17 protein-coding genes and 1 pseudogene are annotated in these 15,741 nt (G+C 74.7%); 8 read left to right on the top strand and 10 right to left on the bottom strand.

All coding sequences use genetic code 11. The features are described from left to right. Positions 1-12: 12 nt before the first annotated feature. On the top strand, positions 13-2,466 hold the full coding sequence (locus tag AB0D10_RS31065) for a helix-turn-helix transcriptional regulator (protein WP_360262282.1): 2,454 nt from the start codon (positions 13-15) through the stop codon (positions 2,464-2,466). Positions 2,467-2,523: 57 nt separating this feature from the next. After that, a complete protein-coding gene (locus AB0D10_RS31060) occupies positions 2,524-3,105 on the top strand; it encodes an XRE family transcriptional regulator (protein ID WP_360262281.1) in 582 nt (193 codons plus the stop codon). An 80-nt stretch (positions 3,106-3,185) separates the two neighbouring features. Here the strand turns inward: AB0D10_RS31060 and AB0D10_RS31055 are convergent, their stop codons facing one another. Continuing rightward, positions 3,186-3,329, bottom strand: coding sequence for a hypothetical protein (locus AB0D10_RS31055; protein WP_360262280.1), 144 nt, complete (start codon positions 3,327-3,329; stop codon positions 3,186-3,188). A gap of 512 nt (positions 3,330-3,841) precedes the next feature. On the opposite strand from AB0D10_RS31055, the gene AB0D10_RS31050 reads away from it, so the two are divergent. Further along, entirely contained in the window at positions 3,842-4,402 is a 561-nt protein-coding gene (locus AB0D10_RS31050) for a hypothetical protein (protein WP_360262279.1), read from the top strand. A 53-nt stretch (positions 4,403-4,455) separates the two neighbouring features. Here the strand turns inward: AB0D10_RS31050 and AB0D10_RS31045 are convergent, their stop codons facing one another. Further along, positions 4,456-5,157, bottom strand: coding sequence for an alpha/beta fold hydrolase (locus AB0D10_RS31045; RefSeq protein ID WP_360262278.1), 702 nt, complete (start codon positions 5,155-5,157; stop codon positions 4,456-4,458). Positions 5,158-5,413: 256 nt separating this feature from the next. Here AB0D10_RS31045 and AB0D10_RS31040 point away from each other — a divergent pair, with 256 nt between their 5' ends. After that, positions 5,414-5,815, top strand: coding sequence for a hypothetical protein (locus tag AB0D10_RS31040; protein ID WP_360262277.1), 402 nt, complete (start codon positions 5,414-5,416; stop codon positions 5,813-5,815). A gap of 109 nt (positions 5,816-5,924) precedes the next feature. On the opposite strand, the gene AB0D10_RS31035 is transcribed toward AB0D10_RS31040, so the two are convergent. Further along, on the bottom strand, positions 5,925-6,194 hold the full coding sequence (locus tag AB0D10_RS31035) for a hypothetical protein (RefSeq protein WP_360262276.1): 270 nt from the start codon (positions 6,192-6,194) through the stop codon (positions 5,925-5,927). A gap of 23 nt (positions 6,195-6,217) precedes the next feature. Further along, positions 6,218-6,835 (bottom strand): helix-turn-helix domain-containing protein, encoded by a 618-nt coding sequence (locus tag AB0D10_RS31030; RefSeq protein ID WP_360262275.1) that lies wholly within the window; start codon positions 6,833-6,835, stop codon positions 6,218-6,220. A gap of 155 nt (positions 6,836-6,990) precedes the next feature. Here AB0D10_RS31030 and AB0D10_RS31025 point away from each other — a divergent pair, with 155 nt between their 5' ends. Then, the gene (locus AB0D10_RS31025; RefSeq protein WP_360262274.1) at positions 6,991-8,442 is read left to right on the top strand and encodes an amidase; all 1,452 of its coding nucleotides are present in this window, start codon (positions 6,991-6,993) and stop codon (positions 8,440-8,442) included. Positions 8,443-8,630: 188 nt separating this feature from the next. Here the strand turns inward: AB0D10_RS31025 and AB0D10_RS31020 are convergent, their stop codons facing one another. The 3 genes from AB0D10_RS31020 to AB0D10_RS31010 form a co-directional block, all read right to left on the bottom strand. Further along, a complete protein-coding gene (locus tag AB0D10_RS31020) occupies positions 8,631-9,902 on the bottom strand; it encodes a GNAT family N-acetyltransferase (protein ID WP_360262273.1) in 1,272 nt (423 codons plus the stop codon). 211 nt (positions 9,903-10,113) lie between these two features. Then, positions 10,114-10,254 (bottom strand): hypothetical protein, encoded by a 141-nt coding sequence (locus AB0D10_RS31015; RefSeq protein ID WP_360262272.1) that lies wholly within the window; start codon positions 10,252-10,254, stop codon positions 10,114-10,116. Then, positions 10,224-10,460, bottom strand: a complete 237-nt coding sequence (locus tag AB0D10_RS31010; protein ID WP_360262271.1) for a hypothetical protein — start codon at positions 10,458-10,460, stop codon at positions 10,224-10,226. Before AB0D10_RS31010 ends, AB0D10_RS31015 begins: the two co-directional genes overlap by 31 nt. Before the next feature lie 272 nt (positions 10,461-10,732). On the opposite strand from AB0D10_RS31010, the gene AB0D10_RS31005 reads away from it, so the two are divergent. Beyond that, entirely contained in the window at positions 10,733-11,713 is a 981-nt protein-coding gene (locus AB0D10_RS31005; protein ID WP_360262270.1) for an SDR family NAD(P)-dependent oxidoreductase, read from the top strand. A 92-nt stretch (positions 11,714-11,805) separates the two neighbouring features. On the opposite strand, the gene AB0D10_RS31000 is transcribed toward AB0D10_RS31005, so the two are convergent. The 3 genes from AB0D10_RS31000 to AB0D10_RS30990 all read right to left on the bottom strand — a co-directional run bounded on the left by AB0D10_RS31000 (position 11,806) and on the right by AB0D10_RS30990 (position 14,158). Then, positions 11,806-12,288, bottom strand: a complete 483-nt coding sequence (locus tag AB0D10_RS31000) for a DUF6232 family protein (RefSeq protein WP_360262269.1) — start codon at positions 12,286-12,288, stop codon at positions 11,806-11,808. 375 nt (positions 12,289-12,663) lie between these two features. Then, positions 12,664-13,203, bottom strand: a complete 540-nt coding sequence (locus AB0D10_RS30995; RefSeq protein WP_360262268.1) for an MMPL family transporter — start codon at positions 13,201-13,203, stop codon at positions 12,664-12,666. Between the two features lie 379 nt (positions 13,204-13,582). Beyond that, on the bottom strand, positions 13,583-14,158 hold the full coding sequence (locus AB0D10_RS30990) for a helix-turn-helix domain-containing protein (RefSeq protein ID WP_360262354.1): 576 nt from the start codon (positions 14,156-14,158) through the stop codon (positions 13,583-13,585). Positions 14,159-14,320: 162 nt separating this feature from the next. Between AB0D10_RS30990 and AB0D10_RS30985 the strand changes: the two genes are divergently transcribed. Continuing rightward, positions 14,321-15,610, top strand: a complete 1,290-nt coding sequence (locus AB0D10_RS30985) for an NAD(P)/FAD-dependent oxidoreductase (protein ID WP_360262267.1) — start codon at positions 14,321-14,323, stop codon at positions 15,608-15,610. Positions 15,611-15,624: 14 nt separating this feature from the next. After that, positions 15,625-15,741 (top strand): annotated as a pseudogene (locus AB0D10_RS30980) (MaoC family dehydratase); the annotation flags it as partial.

Here is a 15,741-nt window from a genome sequence, read left to right as displayed (position 1 = left end):
GAGGGAAGGGACATGACCGCAACCCCCCCGAACGGCTTCGAGGCGATCGACGCCCTGCTCGGCACCGGGCCCCGCCGCCCGGTGCCGCTGCCCGCACCGGGCGAACGGGCACGGCTGCGCACCGAGTACGGGCTGAGCAAGACCGAGACCGCGAAGGCCCTCGGCATCAGCGTCGGCACCTTCACCGCGTGGGAGAGCGGACAGCGCGACCCGCAGGGCGAGGGGCGGGCCGCGTACGCGAAGCTGCTGGAGGGCATCGTCGCCCGGCTTGCCCCGGCGGCACTGGCCGAGGCGGCGGAACCGGCGGAACCTGCGGAGGCCCCCCGGGCGGTGGCCGCTCCGCCGGAGCCTGCGACGGCTCCGGCCGTGGCTCCGACTCAAACCCCTGCTCCTGCTCCGGCCCCGATGCCGATGCTGGACCAGAACCCGGACGGGTCGCTGGTGATGGCACCGGCGGCGCCGTGCGTGCAGTGCGGGCAGCCCTCGGTCTACCGGGCGCAAGGACACCCGATGCACCTGGGCGGGTTCTGCCGTCCCGGTGCCGTCCCGGTTGCCGAGCCCGCCGCTCCGGAGTCCCCGGCCGCGTCAGGGGTTCCCGCAAGGCCGGTCGCTTCGGTCGCTTCAGTCGCTGCGCCCCGCCAGGCCACCCCGTCCGCTGCCCCCGCAGCCGCGCCGCGCCGCGCGGCCCCCGCGCGCCCGGGTGCCACGCCGTCCCGGGCGCGCAAGGCCCCGCCGGCGGCGTCGAAGGCTCCGGCCAGGACCGATGCCCCGTCCGACTGGGAGGCTGCCGCGGCCGCGCGGTTCCCTGCCGGCCCGCTCGCCGTGCTCGACGTCGCCCCGTCCGGGAAGGCCCTGGTCGCCTACCTCGCCGACGGCGGCGAGGCCGCCACCGCCCCGGCCGGGCGCACCCTCGCCGACGTCGTGGAGTGGGCGCTGGAGACCAGGCTCGGCTCGCCCCGCCTGCACCGCCACGGCAAGGACGGCGATGCCCTGGTGGTCCTCACCGACGCCGCGCTCGCCGAACTCGGCCTGCCCCCGCTGGGGCGCGACGAGAAGAAGGAGTACGTGCCGCGCCTCGGCCGGCTCCCGAAGACCCACAAGGCCGTCAAGCAGATCGAGAAGGCCGGCTGGCTGCTCACCCAGCGCGGCCTCGGCCCGTGGGCGCGGATCTACCGCACCCCCGAGGACGGCCGCCGCCAGTGCGTCCAGCTCTGCATCCCCGCCTGGGGCGCCCTCACCTCCGGCGGCTGGCAGCTCCCCGACGGCCTCGACACCCCCGGCCTGGCCCGCCTCCTCGGCACCTACGCCACCCGCGTCCTCACCCCGCGCGGCTCCACCGCCGTCTCCGGCCTCGAACTCGTCACCGCGCTGCGCCCGCCCACCCGCGCGGTGCGCACCGAGGGCGGCTGGACCTCCGGGCCGGTCGAGGGCTCCCGTACGAGGGCGTTCGACCCGGCGCCACCGGAAGTGCCGGACGTGCACCCGCTCGCCCAGGGCCGGGAGCCCGGCGGGGAACTGGTGACCGAGGCGTGGGACTGGCACCGCCCGCTCACCGACCGCGAGGCGGCGGCGCCGTACGCGGTCGGCCTCGACGTCAACATGGCGTTCCTCGCCGCCGCCGGTCGCCTCACCCTGCCGCTGTCCGGGCCCGTGCACGAACGCGACCCCGCCTTCGACAAGAAGATCCCCGGCTCCTGGCTGGTCGACCTCTCCCACATCGACACCGACCCGCTGCTCCCCAGCCCCTTCACCCCGGACGGCTCCCGGCCGACCGGCCCCGCCTGGTACACCACCGTCAAGGTCGCCTACGCCCTCGAACTCGGCGGCCCGGTCCGCCCGTCGGAAGGCTGGCTGCGCCACGAACACGGCCCGTACCTCGACCCGTGGCACAAGCACCTGCGCCGGGCCTACGTCGACACGATGGCCGCCCTCGGTGTCCCGCTCGACCTGGCCGACACCGACCCGTTCGCGTTCCTCGACGCCATGGCCGCCGTCAAGGCCACCGGCGACCCGGCCGAACTCGCCGTGCTCACCGCCATCAAGGCCACCGCCAAGGGCACCATCGGCAAGCTGCGCGAGCGCCCCCGCGGCCACGGCTACAAGCCCGGCGAGCGCTGGCCCGCCCTGGAACGCCCCACCTGGGACCCGCTGATGCGCGCCCTGGTCATCGACACCGCCACCGTCAACCTCCACCGCAAGCTCCGCAGGACGGCCGCCGACACCGGCCTGCACGCCATCGCCGTCCTCTCCGACTGCGCCGTCTACGCCTCCCCCGGCCCCGACGCCCCGGACGTCCTCACCACCCCCGACGGCACCCTCACCACCGCGCTGCGCCTCGGCGTCAGCCCCGGCCTGGTGAAGTTCGAGGGCTCCCGCCCGATGGCCGAGATCGCCGAACTGATCGCCGACGGCGCCAACCCGGCCAGGCACATCAAGGCCGGCGGGGTCGTCTCCGCCGACGAGTGACCGCCGCCCCCATGACGAGAGTCCGCCCCGGCGGGGGCGAGGAAGGAACGATGCCCCATGAGCCGTGAGATCGACGAGGGCCTGGAGCGCGCCGAGCGCACCCGCCCCATCCCGGTGCACCTGAACACCCGGGTGCGCTTCCTGCTGGACAAGGTCGCCAGGAACGACACCAAACGCCTCGCCGAGGCCGCCGGCGTCTCGGTGCGCACCGCGCAGCGTTGGGCGCACGCCCTCAAGGCCGTGGCCGAGGGCGAGCTGACCGGTGACATCCCGATGACGAAGGCCAACGCGGCGAAGGTCGAGCGGGCGGTCCGGGCCGCCTGGCAGCCGCGGGTGCGGCAGCGGGTGCGCCGCGACGCCGAGCGGAACGGCTTCATGCTGCACGTCCAGGCGACCTTCGGCTACAGCGCCGCCGGCGGCTCGACCGACGACCCGCGCGAACGCATGATCACCCAGAAGATGCCCGGCGCGGTCGCCCAGCGCCTCTACGCGGCCCGCGACGCCGGCGCCCCCCAGGCCCAGCAGGAGGCGATCCTCGCCCAGGCCCTCGGCGAGCACTACTTCAAGGACGGCGGCCGCCGCGCCACCGGCCTCGACGTCGAACTCAACGACATCGCCTGGCTGGACGTCGAGCTGTAGCACCACGCCTTGGCGGCCCTGCGGCGACGCCCTCGGGAGCCCTTGAACGACCGTCGGGGGTGCCTGCCCGGAGAGGGCCGTCAGGGCCGTCCTTCCCCGGCCCGGAGCAGGCGGTCCAGGAACTCGATCAGTCCCGTCTCCGAACGCCGCAGCCGCTCGCGTTGCTCGGGGGGAAGGGAGGCGAGGGCGTCGACCAGAACCCGCTTCCGCGGGACGTGGACCATGTTTCCGGAGTGGATCCTGCACGTCGAGCACCAGTTGAGCCCGACGCAGCGCTCGTACAGCGAGGACTCGGGCGGATGAAACCGGTACCGGTACGAGCGGACGGGTGTCCCGCATGCGGCGCAGACCCGGCGTTCACCGTCCGGTACGGACCAGCCGCTTGCGGCCCTGCGCCAGCGCTGCCGCCCGTCCGGTGCTCTTCACGTCGTCATGCCCGGCATTCTGTCCCACCCGAGCCGTCCGGCCCAACCGGTCAGGCAAGGGCCCGGTCCGGTGCGTCCACGGGCCAGGAACGCGGGAGCCCCGGCAGGACGGCCGAGGAGACCGCGCGACGAAGCCGCCGGCGATCCGCCGGCGATCCGCCGGGGCCCCTGTCCCGGTCCCGTCCGTCACGACGAGAGGCGGTGAGCCCCGCCGGCCTGCGCCGACCGGGCCGGCCGGACCAGGCCACCGGAGCGGGGACAACCGGTTCCACCTATCCTTTCCTGGCTCGGACGCACAGAAGGGACGGCGGATGAACACGCTCGTGGACGAGACCGTCGTGGAGGAACTCCAGACCGGGGGAGACGAGGCGATCCGCCTGTACGTCGCAGCCTGCGTCGAACGGACGGCTCCGCTGTTCGTCGGCCTGCGGGCGGGCGAGGCGGGCCGGGAAGCCGACGTGGACCTCTACGCGGCGGCCGTCGGCGACCTCTGGCGGACCGACCACCCGCTCCCCGACGCCGTCGAGCGCGCACGCCTGCTGGAGCGGTTCCCCGAACTGCGGCCCACCGAGGAGGCGAGCACCGGCGTCGTCGGCAGCTACACGTCCCTGGCCGGCCTCGTCCTGCGGTACGCCCTCCTGGCCAACGCCTCCGGGAGCGCCGACCGCGCGGTGTCGTGCGGCCACGCGGCGCTCGCCGCGACGGACGTGCTGGACCGGAACCTGGGGGGTGCCGCCTTCCGGGCCGAGGAACACCTGCTCCAGGCCCGCTCGGTGTCCGGTGACGCCGCGGGCGTGTGGGACGCGAGCGTCAGCGCCGGGCGGGAGCGACTTCGGGCGGCGCTGGGCAGCACCGCAGGCGGCACGCGCTGACACAGACGTGCGGGCTCAGCCCGCCCGAACGCACGGCCCCACGGACCAGCCGGCTACGCGGGCTCCGTGCGCAGTAGTGCGTCCGCCAGTTCCCGGGGGCGGCTGAGGGCGGCGAGGTGACCGCCGGGGATCTCCTCGACCTCCAGACCAAGCCGTTCACGGACGATCCTGCGCTGGAACTCCAGCGGGAAGAAGCGGTCGTCCCGCCCCTGGAGGAACCGGGTCGGCACCTCGGGCCAGTGCGTGAGCGGCCACGGCTGCGCGAACAGCGCGGAGGGCGGCGGCGTGCCGCCGACGGAGAGCGCCTCCTCGGTCACCTCGGCCGGGACGTCGTGGAAGAAGTCGGTCCGCAGGTCGAACTCGGGATCGGGGCCGCGCCCGGTGGCGGCCGCGTGGTCGGACCGGGCCGCGGCCTGTCCGGTGTTCTCCCACCACTGTCCGGCGGTCTCTCCGGGCGCCGGGACCATGGCGTTGAGCAGCACCAGCTCGGCGACGGGCACCGGCAGCCGCCCGCACACCAGCGGCGCCGAGAAGCCCGCGAGCGACTGCGCCACCAGCACCAGCGGCTCGGCGGGGCCGCCGCGCCGCTCCACCGCCGAGACGACGGCCTGCGCGATCTCCTCCAGCCCCGCGGCATCGTCGCCCGGCAGGTCCATCGTGACCACGTCGTGCCCCCGGGAGCGGAGTTCGGGCACCAGCCGGTGCCAGAACCAGGCCCGGCCGTCGGCGCCGGGAACGAGTGTGAAGGTCGCCATCGTCGTCCTCCTCCTGCGGGTCGCCGCCCACCTGTCGCTACCTCGCCCCGACGCTATCGGGCGGCACTGACATTCCGTCGTCGGTCGTCACGGCGCGCCGTGGCCCGGCCCGGTACGGCCCTGACCGGCGTGGCATGGCATGGCCCGGCACGTCGGGGCGCCGGCACGTCGGGGCGCCGGGGCGGGCCGGGGTCGCGATGGGTGACGATCCGTCAGAGCCATTCCGTCCGGGCGGGATCAGCCACATCCTGGACGCATGCGGGGGAAGCGGTGGATGCCGTGGGTGCGGCGCGTGGCGCAGGCCGCGGACAGTGACCTCGTCCAGGCGTGCTCGTACGGCGCACTCACCCTGGCGCTGGACCTGTGGCTGCTGTCCCGCTTCAGGGGCGACCTGCGCGGCGTCGCGGCCGCGCTCGGGGCCCTGGTCGCGGTCGGCGGGCTGGTCGGCCTCGGTCTCGGCCTCGCGATCGGGCGCTGGAACGCGCACCACCGGCGGGCCGCGGCGTCCGTGCCCCGCCCCGGAGTTCGCCTGGTGCGGTGCGTGCTGACGGGAACCCTCTACATCCACCTCGCCCTGCCGGTCGCCGTCCTGGTCGACATCGTCCTGCACCCGGACCACCTCGTCGGCTACCTCGGTGGGACCCTCGACAGGGTCTGAAGCACCGGCCGGCGCCCGTCGGGGCGTTCCGGCCGGCGGGTGCGAGGCCGGGCCGTCCGCGTGGGGTGGCGACCACCCCGCCGTTGCGCTGCGCGGTCCGGGGGTGCTGTCAGGCTTCGGCCTGTTCGGGTTCCTCTGCTTCTGCGGGGATGGTCCAGCGCAGCTGGGTGGTGGTGTCGCACGGTTCCAGGGTGACCGCGTAGACCTGGTTCCAGGCTCGTTCGCCGTGGTGGCGCATGGAGTGGTCGCCCGGGTCCCGGCCGAGGTGCAGGGTCCGGCATCCGTCGATCTCCATGTGCCCGGGGAGCAGGGGGTGGGTGCGGTCGGCCCGGAGTCGCAGACCGTCGTGCCCCACTCGCGAACCACGGTGCTCCGTCATACCCGTCACACCTGTCACTCCCGTCACGGCGCGGAGTCTGCGGCCGAGCGGCGGTCGAGCACGGCCTCGACGATCCGCATCAGCCGCTCGCCCGCGTGGTCGATGCTGCCGTTCTGCGCGCTCACCTGGGCCCCTTCGAGGAGGAAGGTGATCTCGGCGGCGGCCTCGTCCGGGTCGGCCAGTCGGGCGCGGGCGCACTGGTCGGTGAGCCGGCGTGCCTGGCCGGCCTTGTGGGCTTCGATCAGCTGACGCGCCGGGTGGTCGCGGTCGGGCAGTTCGGCGATGGAGTTGATGAACGGGCAGCCGCGGTGGGAGATCGCGGGGAGTCCGTCGGCGATGAAGCGGGCCATCCCCAGGATCTGGGCCCGGGGGTCGTCGGGGTGCGCGGTCTCCAGCCGGTCGAAGGCGGCGGTGTAGTCGGCCGCGACGATCCGGAGCCATTCCTCGACCAGCGCGTCCTTGGTCGCGAAATGGCGGTACAGCGCCATTTTGGTGGTCTCGGCCCGGTCGGCGATCGCCTGGACGCCGACCGCCTTGATTCCCTCGCGTGAGAAGAGCTCCTCCGCCGCGTCGAGGATCCGTTCCCGGGGCGGCAGTTTGGCCACCCTGCTCTGCCGGCCGGCTCTCTCGGTGCTCACCATCCCGCCCTCCATCGGTCCCTCCGGTGCGTCCGGTGGGGCGGCGCGCCGCCCGCTCGCAATGCTACGGTACCGCCCAGTCCCGAACGATACCGATCGGTCTCATGCAAGACCGTTCGGTATCGTCAGCCCGTGTCGATGCTCCCGAACGGACGAAGATGAAGCTCTCCGAGTACGTGACCCACGACGGCGTCGGCCTGGCCGAGCTGGTCGCCCGCGGCGAAGTGACGCCCGCGGAACTCGCCTCCACCGTCCGGCTGGCGTCCGACGCCGTGAACCCGCAGATCAACGCCGTCGTCGAGACCTGGCCCGCACAGGACGCACCGGCCCCGGGCAGCACGCCACTGGCCGGCGTGCCGTTCCTGATCAAGGACCTCGCCGTCGCGATGGCCGGACAGCGGACCGAGCTGGGCAGCCGGCTCGCCGCCGGAAACGTCGCCACGTCCGACTCCTCGCTCATGGCGCGTTTCCGCCGCGCCGGGCTGGTGACGCTCGGACGCACGGCGACCCCCGAGTTCGCCTACAGCACCACCACGGAAGGCGTCCTGTACGGCGCCACCCGCAACCCCTGGGACCCGACCCGGAGCCCCGGCGGCTCCAGCGGCGGCTCCGGAGCCGCCGTCGCCGCCGGCATCGTCCCGCTCGCCCACGCCACCGACGCGGCCGGCTCCATCCGCGTCCCGGCCGCCGCCAACGGCCTGTTCGGGCTGAAGCCGACCCGCGGCCGGATCTCCATGGGCCCCGACGCGGACGAGGTCTTCAACGGGCTCGCCGTCCACGGTGCCCTCAGCCGTTCGGTCCGCGACAGTGCCGCGCTCCTGGACCTCGTCCACGGCCCCGAGGCCGGCGACCCCTACGCCGCCGGGCGGCCGGAACGGCCCTACGCGCAGGAGGTCACCCGCTCCCCGGGCAGCCTCAGGATCGGGCTCCTCACCCGGCCCTGGGGCGGCCGGACCGTGGACGGCACGATCATCGACGCCACCCTCCGCTCCGCGCGGCTCGCCGAGTCCCTCGGGCACCGGGTCGAGGAGGTCCGGGTCGACCTCGGCGTCAGCTGGGAGGACTTCGTCCTGGCCAACGCGCGCCTGTGGACCACCAACCTGGTGACGTGGATCGACGGCTTCGCCGCGGCTTTCGGACGACCCGTCGACTCCACCACCCTCGAACCCGAGGCACTGGCCGCCTACGCCTACGGACGGCGCGTCAGTGGGGCCGAGTTCGTCCACGCGCTCGCGACGCGCAACGGCGTCGCCCGAGCGCTCGGCCGGTACTTCACCGGCCACGACCTGCTGCTCACCCCGACCCTGCCCGAACTGCCCGTGCCCCTGGGCACGTACGCCGACGGTGCCGAGGAGGCCGACGGCCTCGGCTGGCTCCGGCAGGTCTTCCACCGCTCGCCCTTCACCGCCCCGTTCAACGTCGCGGGCACCCCCGCCATGTCCGTTCCGCTGGAGGCCGACCCCGCCACCGGACTGCCGGTCGGCATCCAGTTCGCCGCCGGGTACGGGCGGGAGGACGTCCTCTTCCGCCTCGCCGGACAGCTGGAACAGGCCGCCCCCTGGGCGCAGCGGACCCCCAGCGTGTGGGCCGGCCGTCACGACCGCGGCTGACCGCGCTCCCGCTGCCCCGCCGCCCGAGGGCCCGGGGCCGGGCCGCCGCAAGGCCGCACCGCCGGAGGGCCCGGCACCGCCGGGGGCGGTCGGCATCGACGGGGGCAGTCGGCGCCGGAGCGGTTGCGCGCGCCGGGATTCAGCCGGGCAGCCGGACCGACGGGCGTCCGGCCCCGGCCGCCGTGCCGTCACAGCCGGGCGTGGGAGCCGATGTCGGCGCGGAACGCCTCGACCATGGCGGCCGTCACCGTCGGGCGGCTGGCGCCGATCGCCGCGAGGTGGTCCGCAGTGGTCGCCCCGGGCACGGCGTCGTCGCGCTCGAACGCGGTCTGCGCCGCCAGCCGTGCGGCGTGCTCGATGTCGGCGGGGGAGAAGCGCTCGCTCGCGGCGACCAGCGCCGGGACGTCCACGTCGAGGCGGTCGGTGGCGAGCGCGTGGCGCGACCAGATCGCGGCGCGGGCGTCCGGGTCGGGGGTGCCGATCGGGATGACGTAGTCGAACCGGCCGGTGCGCAGGAACGCCGGGTCGAGCGAGCGGACGGAGTTGGTCGCGCAGACCAGCAGCCGGCCGTCCCGCTCGCGGAAGCCGGGGATCAGCTTGAGCAGCTCGTTGGTCACCCCGTGCATCGCCCCCGTCGGGCCCGCTTCGCCGCGGACGGGGGCGATCTCCTCCACCTCGTCGATGAAGACCAGGACCCGCTCCAGCTCGCCGATCCGCGCGAACGCGCTGCGCAGCGCGGCGGCGAGGTTGCCCTCGTCGGCGAGGCGGGACGGCAGCAGTTCGACGAACGGCCAGCCCAGGCGGGAAGCGATGGCCCGGGCGAAGGTGGTCTTGCCGGTGCCGGGAGGCCCGAACAGGGTGATCGCGCGCGGTGGCCGTACGCCGTGCCGGGCCGCGCGCTCGGGTTCCGCGAGCGGCAGCACGACCCGCCGTTCGATCAGTTCCTTCTCGGCGGTCATCCCGGCGACCTGGTCCCACAGGTCTCCGCTCAGGACGCGCCCGCCGAGTTCGTCGAGGGTGCCGGCCAGGGGGCCGGCGGCGGGCTCGGTCTTCTCGAAGTACGCGGCGGCGGGCCGTCGTTGGTAGCCGGCGTTGCGCAGCCCGTCGCCGAGCAGTTCCTCCTCCGGCAGCACGTAGGCGATCCGCCGCACGCGGGCCTCGACCAGCCGCCGCTCCAGTTCGCGCAGCAGTGCGCTGGCCAGCCCGCGCCCGCGCCAGGCCGGCGCGATCGCGACCCGCATCACCCACGCCCGCTCGCCCGCCCCCGCGACCTGGGCGAGCGCCGCCCCGATCGGTGTGCCGTCGTGCACGGCGACGACGGCGGGCTGGCGTGCGGTCAGCGCGGCGATGCACTCGGCGAGCGAGAACACGGACTCCTGTCCGAGGCCGGCGGTGCTGTCGATCAGGTGGACGACAGCGGCCAGGTCGTCCTCGCGGTAGTCATGGATCAGCCAGTTCACGTGCGTCGCTCCCGGAGGTCGCCGGTCGTGGGGTTCCGGTGAATCCAGGGGCGCGGGGCCGGACCGGTCGCGCGCCGTTCAGGACAACGCGCCGTGGACGAACCGTACGCGGCAGCGGGTTGCGCGGTCGCGCGCCCGATGGCGTACGGCACCGGGCCCCGACCACACGGTCGGGGCCCGGTGCGGTACGCGGGGTGCGCGGGCGGCGGGGTCAGTAGATCCCGCCGTAGTAGCTGCCGATCGCCCGCTGGTAGTCGGGGTCGTCGGTGTGCTGCTCCCGTACGTACTCGGGCGAGTTCTTCACCTCGTCCTTCGTCCGGTTCACCCACACCGTCCGCTTCTCGCTGTCCACGCGCCGGATCGTGCCGGCCGGGAGCAGCACCTCGCGGCCGAAGATCCACGGCCGGTGTCGACCACGATGTGCGCGGAGTCGACCTCCGCGGTGTGCCGGTCGACCTTGCCGATGTGGCCGTCCTCGGCCTCGACCCGGTAGCCCGTCAGATCCGTGCCCGGGGTGTAGCCCTCGGCGTTGCCGTAGCCCCACAGTCCGCTGGTCACAACTGCCTCCTCGTCGAACGGGGTTCCGTCTTCGTGGTACGGCTGTCGGCTGCCCCGGTCCGGCCGGAGCATGCCACCCGGGACGGCACTTTCCGACCGGAGCGCCGTCGTGGCGGCTCCGGCGCCGCCGCCGGGGCCGGAGCGCTGACAGCCGTTCGACAGGGCCGACAGCGGTCTGTCGGCGGCATGCCGGTGGCCGCCGGAACCGTGGGTGCCGAGCCGTCCGGCGAATCGTCGCGGCGGCCGTCACCAGCAAGGGAGTCCCGATCAGCATGTCGTCCGCAGCCGCACCCGCACCCTCCTCCCCGCCCTGGAACGTCCGGCGCCTGCCGCGGGCCGACGGCAGAGTCTTCCTGGTCACCGGCGGCAACGCCGGCATCGGGTACTTCGTCGCGGAGCAGTTGTCGGCGACCGGGGCGACCGTCGTCCTCGGGAGCCGGAACCCCGCGAAGGCCGCGGACGCCGTGGCGTCGATCCGCGCCCGTGTCGCCGGCGCCCGGGTGCGGGCCGCGCGGCTGGACCTCGCCGACCTCCCGTCGCTGCGAACCGCCGCGGAAGCACTGGAGGTGGAACGCCTCGACGCGGTGGTCCACAACGCCGGCGTCGCGCTCGACGATCCGCCGCGCGAGGAGACCGGGGACGGCCACGAGCTGATGTTCGGCACGAACCACCTCGGGCACTTCGCGCTGACCCGGTGGCTGATGCCGCTGCTGTCGGCCGCGCCGGCGGCCCGCGTCGTGACCACGGGCAGTTTCGCGGCGAAGTCCGAGCGGCTCGACCTGGACGACCTGCAGTCCCGCGGGGACTACCGGCCCAAGCGCACCTACGGGCGTTCAAAGCTGGCCCAGATGTACTTCGGCCTCGAACTCGACCGCCGCCTGCGCGCCGTCGGCAGTACCGTGGCGAGCGTGGTGGTCCATCCCGGCGGCGCACTGGACTCCCTCACCCCGTCCCGGCCGCCGGTGCACGTGCGGACGGCCGGCGCACGGCTGGGCGCGACACCCGCGGCCCTGCTCGTCCAGGGCAAGCACGCCGGTGCGTGGCCCGCGGTCCGGGCGGTGCTCGACCCGGCCGTGCGCGGGGGCCAGCTGTGGGGACCGCGGGTCCTCGGCCTGCGCGGCGAACCCCGGCGCGAACGGCTGTGGCAGCACCTCGCCGACACCACCGTCGCGGCACGGCTGTGGGACGCGAGCCGTGACCTGACCGGCGTCGACCCGGCCGATCCCGCCGGCGTCCGCGGCCTTCCCGGGTAGCCCCGGACGGTCGGACGGTCCGGGCTACCCCGGACGGTCCCGGCGCGGGGCGGCGCGGGGCGGCGCGGGGCGGCGTTCCCAGCAGGCCGTTGCTACGCGACCTTGCCGGTGCTGCCGGCACCGTACTGGGTGATCCGGTCCCCGATGTGCACGCTCTCCACCGTGACCCGGAACTCCGCCTGGGGGTTCTCGATGGCCTCGTTGATCAGGTCCGACAGCTGCCGGACCTGGGCGGCGTCCCGGCTCGCGACGGCGGTGTCCGCCGAGCTGGACGTCTCGATGACCAGCTGGTGCAGGACGGGCGCCCGCAGCCCCTTCACGAGCACGGCCACGAGCACGGCGAGGCCGAGGACGAGCACCAGGCCGCTGAAGGAGTCGCTGAAGTTCTTGGCGATCAGGACGACGACCGGCAGGGCGACGACCCCGCCGAGGAAGCCCTTGACGGGCGCGAAGCGGTTCGGGACCACCTCGCGCATGCGGGTGCGGGCGATGTTCCTCAGCGGGTAGGAGTCGTCGCCCACCCTGAGCACGCGGTTGCTGACGCTGACGTCGACGGTGTTGCTCTTGCCGGCCACCTGGGCCCCCAGTCGTGAGTGGCCTCGCCGGGTGCGAGGGAGCGGCACGATAACAACGGGCGGCTGCTCCGGGCGAAATGATCTGTACCGGAATTGACGCCCGGTCATTTCAGCTGACCACAGCTCCCGTCGGGTCCCGTATCCCGGTCCCGCCGTCGGGTTCCGTTCGTTCACCGACCGTGTCCGCTCCTCCACCGGCCGGTGCCCGCCGGAAACCGGGGAGCGCCGGAAACGGGGAACGCTGGAAACCGGGGAGCGCCGGAAACGGGGGACGCTGGAAACCGGGGAGGGCCGGAAACGGGGAACGCTGGAAACCGGGGAGGGCCGGAGGCGCCGGGTCCGGCAGGATGGCCCGATGCTCTCCTCCTGCCGCGCTCAGCGGTCCCTCCCGCGCCGCACCGCGCGCACGGGCCTCGTGCGGCCGCCCCGGGCCGCCGCCACGGCCGCCGTCCCCGGCGCTGTCGCCGCCGGGTGCCCGGCTGCCGAAGGTCCGCCCAGGAGGACGCCGATGCCGACGATGACCCCGATCCGGGTGAGGGTGATCAGCGCCAGGACGCCGAGGACGGCGAACACGGCGGCCAGCAGGATGCCGGCGCTGGTGATGACGCCGCCGGTGGAGGCGAGAGCGCGTCGTACGGCGGTGCGGGTGTCGTGGCCGGCGACGGTGTCCTCGCGGGTGCGGGCGATCAGGAAGATGTTGTAGTCGACGCCGAGGGCGACGAGGAACAGGAAGGACAGCAGGGGGACGTTGGTGTCCAGGGCCGGGAAGTCGTAGACGGTGCGGAACAGCAGCCAACTCGCGCCGAGGGCGGCGAAGTAGGAGGCGATGACGGTCGCGACGAGCAGCAGGGGCGCGACGAGGGCGCGCAGGAGGGCGACGAGGACGAGCAGGACGATGGTGAGGACGAGCGGCACGACGACGCGGGTGTGTGGGCGTTGGCCTGCGCGGTGTCGTAGGCCTCGGCGGTCGCTCCGCCGACCGCGGCGTCGGCGCCGGGGAGGGCTGCCACGCGGTCCCGCAGGGCCCGGACGGCGCGGTCGGAGTCGGCGGTTCCGGGGGCCGCGGTCAGGACGACGTCGGCGCGGGCGTACCGGTCGGTGCGGGCGGTGGTCGTGACGGAGGCGACGCCGGGGACCAGGCGGGCCGCGTCGGCGACGGCCTCGCCCGTGGCGGCCGTGGAGACGAGGGTCAGCGGGGCGGCGGCTCCGGCGGGCCGCGGGATGGCACGGTCCGTGCGGGACGGTGCGGTGTTCCCCGGCGCGGCGGTGCCGACGGACGGGCGGGCGGCCGGGGTCAGCCGGTGCGCGTGCCGGGCCAGCCGTGGTCGAGCAGGTCGAAGACCCGGGCGAGGGCGGCGTCGGGGTCCTGCGCGCCGCGGGCGAGGACGGGCGCCTCCAGGGCGAAGTGGGCCAGTGCCCGGCAGCCCGGGTCGTCGGCGGCCAGTCCGGCGTCGTCGGCGATCGCCGCGGCCAGGGCGTGCTCGTGCCGCAGCCACATCCGGCGGGCGTACTCGCGCAGTGCGGGGGTGGTGTCGATCAGGCGGAGGAAGTCGTCGAACCGGGGGTCGGCGTGGACCTGCCGGGAGTGTGTGCCGAGCAGCATCCGGTGCAGGGCCTGCGGGACGGTCAGGTCGGCGGGGCGCTCGCGGACCGCCGCGACCAGGGCCGCCTCGCGGTCCACGTCCTGGTCGAAGACCAGGGCTTCCTTGCCGTCGGGGAAGTGCTTGAAGAGCGTCGTCACCGAGACGTCGGCCGCGTCGGCGATCTCCCGCACCCCGACGTCGTCGTAGCCCCGTTCGGTGAACAGCCGCAGTGCCGCGTCCGCGAGGGACTGGCGGGTGGCTGCCTTCTTGCGCTCTCGGCGCCCCATCTCGCTCACCGGGCCACCCTATCGCGTTCGTGGATCGAATCATAAAGTTGAGCTGTTACGCTTTTTTAGCGGTTGCACCCAGCGGGTGTCGCCGTGACCCATGCGCGACCCGTTCGCGACCCCGTTCGCGAACCGCGCCACCCGACCGAGGGGAAGATCCCGATGACGAACAGCACACCCCGGATCTGCGTAGTCGGCGGCGGGCCCGCCGGCCTGACCTGCGCCCGCGTCCTGCAAGGACACGGCATCGAGGTCACCGTGTACGACGCCGACGACGCCGTGGACTCCCGCGACCCCGGCGGCACGCTCGACCTGCACGCCGACTCCGGACAGATCGCCCTCGCGGACGCCGGGCTGCTCGACGCCTTCACGGCACGGGCCCGGCCGGAGGGGCAGGCCAAGACCCGCCGCGACCACCACGGCACGGTGCTGGCGGAGTTCACCCCGCGCCCCGGCGACGAGGCCGCGCCCGAGATCGACCGCGGCCGGCTGCGCCGCCTGCTCTTCGACCACCTGCGGCCCGGCACCGTCCGCTGGGGCCACCGGCTCGTCCGCGTGACCCCGCTCGGTCGCGGCGCGCATCGCCTGGAGTTCGCGGGCGGCACCACCGTGGAGGCCGACCTGGTGATCGGCGCCGACGGGGCCTGGTCGAAGGTCCGCCCCCTGGTCAGCGCCGCCGTCCCGCAGCACCTCGGGGTCTGCTTCCTGGACGCCCGCTACGACGACGTCGACTCCCGCCACCCCGACGTTGCCGGGATCGTCGGCGCCGGCCACATGTTCGCCAACGACAACGACGGCCGCGCCGTGATCCTTCAGCGCAACGGCGACGGTGTGGTCCGCGGCTACCTCGCGTTCCGCGCCGCACCGGACTGGCACGTCGGGGCCGGCGTCGACCTCACCGACCGGGAGAGCATCCGCGCCCACCTGGCGCGGGAGTTCGGCCACTGGTCGGCCGCCATGCGTGCGCTGATCGTCCGCAACGACGGCGACTACGTGCCGAGGTCCTTCTCCGCGCTGCCCGCCCCGCTCACCTGGGACCACGTCCCCGGGATCACCCTGATCGGTGACGCGGCCCACCTGATGGCGCCCTTCGGCGGGCACGGCGCCAACCTCGCGATGCTGGACGGCGCGGAGCTCGCGCACGCCGTCAGCCGGGCGGTCGGCCCGGACCCGGCGGCCGGTCCCGACGCGGCGATCGGGCTCGACGCGGCGGTGGCCCGCTACGAGTCGGACATGTTCGTCCGCTCCGGAGCACTCGCCGTGAGTGCGAATGAGGCCCTGGTGCGCTTCTTCGCCACCACCGACGAGCCGGACCTGCCGCCGGACCAGGAACAGGAGCACCGGGACTACCTCGCCCGGGCACAGGCCTACCGGCAGGAGCGGGCCCGGCGGGCGGGGGAGACGGGGGAGACGGGGGAGATGGGGGAGACGGGGGAGCGTACCGGCGCCTGAGGATCCCGGCGCAGGCACCGCCGTCCGCCCGGTCGACGTTCGTGGTCACCTACAGTGCGGCCGGCCAGGTCGTGGGGGACCCGGAGCTGGGCCTGGACTTCAGCCGGGTCGTCCACGGCGACCAGAAGTTC

The sequence above is a fragment of the Kitasatospora sp. NPDC048545 genome, from assembly GCF_040651155.1.
Taxonomy (GTDB): Bacteria; Actinomycetota; Actinomycetes; order Streptomycetales; family Streptomycetaceae; genus Kitasatospora.
Note: the sequence above shows the minus strand (reverse complement) of the source record. Positions and strands in the feature narration are given on the sequence as shown.

Bases quoted from the DNA above. Each gene is read 5' to 3' on its own strand.
- AB0D10_RS31065 (WP_360262282.1), top strand. From the start codon at position 13: ATGACCGCAACCCCCCCGAACGGCTTCGAGGCGATCGACGCCCTGCTC.
- AB0D10_RS31060 (WP_360262281.1), top strand. From the start codon at position 2,524: ATGAGCCGTGAGATCGACGAGGGCCTGGAGCGCGCCGAGCGCACCCGC.
- AB0D10_RS31055 (WP_360262280.1), bottom strand. From the start codon at position 3,329: ATGGTCCACGTCCCGCGGAAGCGGGTTCTGGTCGACGCCCTCGCCTCC.
- AB0D10_RS31050 (WP_360262279.1), top strand. From the start codon at position 3,842: ATGAACACGCTCGTGGACGAGACCGTCGTGGAGGAACTCCAGACCGGG.
- AB0D10_RS31045 (WP_360262278.1), bottom strand. From the start codon at position 5,157: ATGGCGACCTTCACACTCGTTCCCGGCGCCGACGGCCGGGCCTGGTTC.
- AB0D10_RS31040 (WP_360262277.1), top strand. From the start codon at position 5,414: ATGCGGGGGAAGCGGTGGATGCCGTGGGTGCGGCGCGTGGCGCAGGCC.
- AB0D10_RS31035 (WP_360262276.1), bottom strand. From the start codon at position 6,194: ATGACGGAGCACCGTGGTTCGCGAGTGGGGCACGACGGTCTGCGACTC.
- AB0D10_RS31030 (WP_360262275.1), bottom strand. From the start codon at position 6,835: ATGGTGAGCACCGAGAGAGCCGGCCGGCAGAGCAGGGTGGCCAAACTG.
- AB0D10_RS31025 (WP_360262274.1), top strand. From the start codon at position 6,991: ATGAAGCTCTCCGAGTACGTGACCCACGACGGCGTCGGCCTGGCCGAG.
- AB0D10_RS31005 (WP_360262270.1), top strand. From the start codon at position 10,733: ATGTCGTCCGCAGCCGCACCCGCACCCTCCTCCCCGCCCTGGAACGTC.
- AB0D10_RS30990 (WP_360262354.1), bottom strand. From the start codon at position 14,158: ATGGGGCGCCGAGAGCGCAAGAAGGCAGCCACCCGCCAGTCCCTCGCG.
- AB0D10_RS30985 (WP_360262267.1), top strand. From the start codon at position 14,321: ATGACGAACAGCACACCCCGGATCTGCGTAGTCGGCGGCGGGCCCGCC.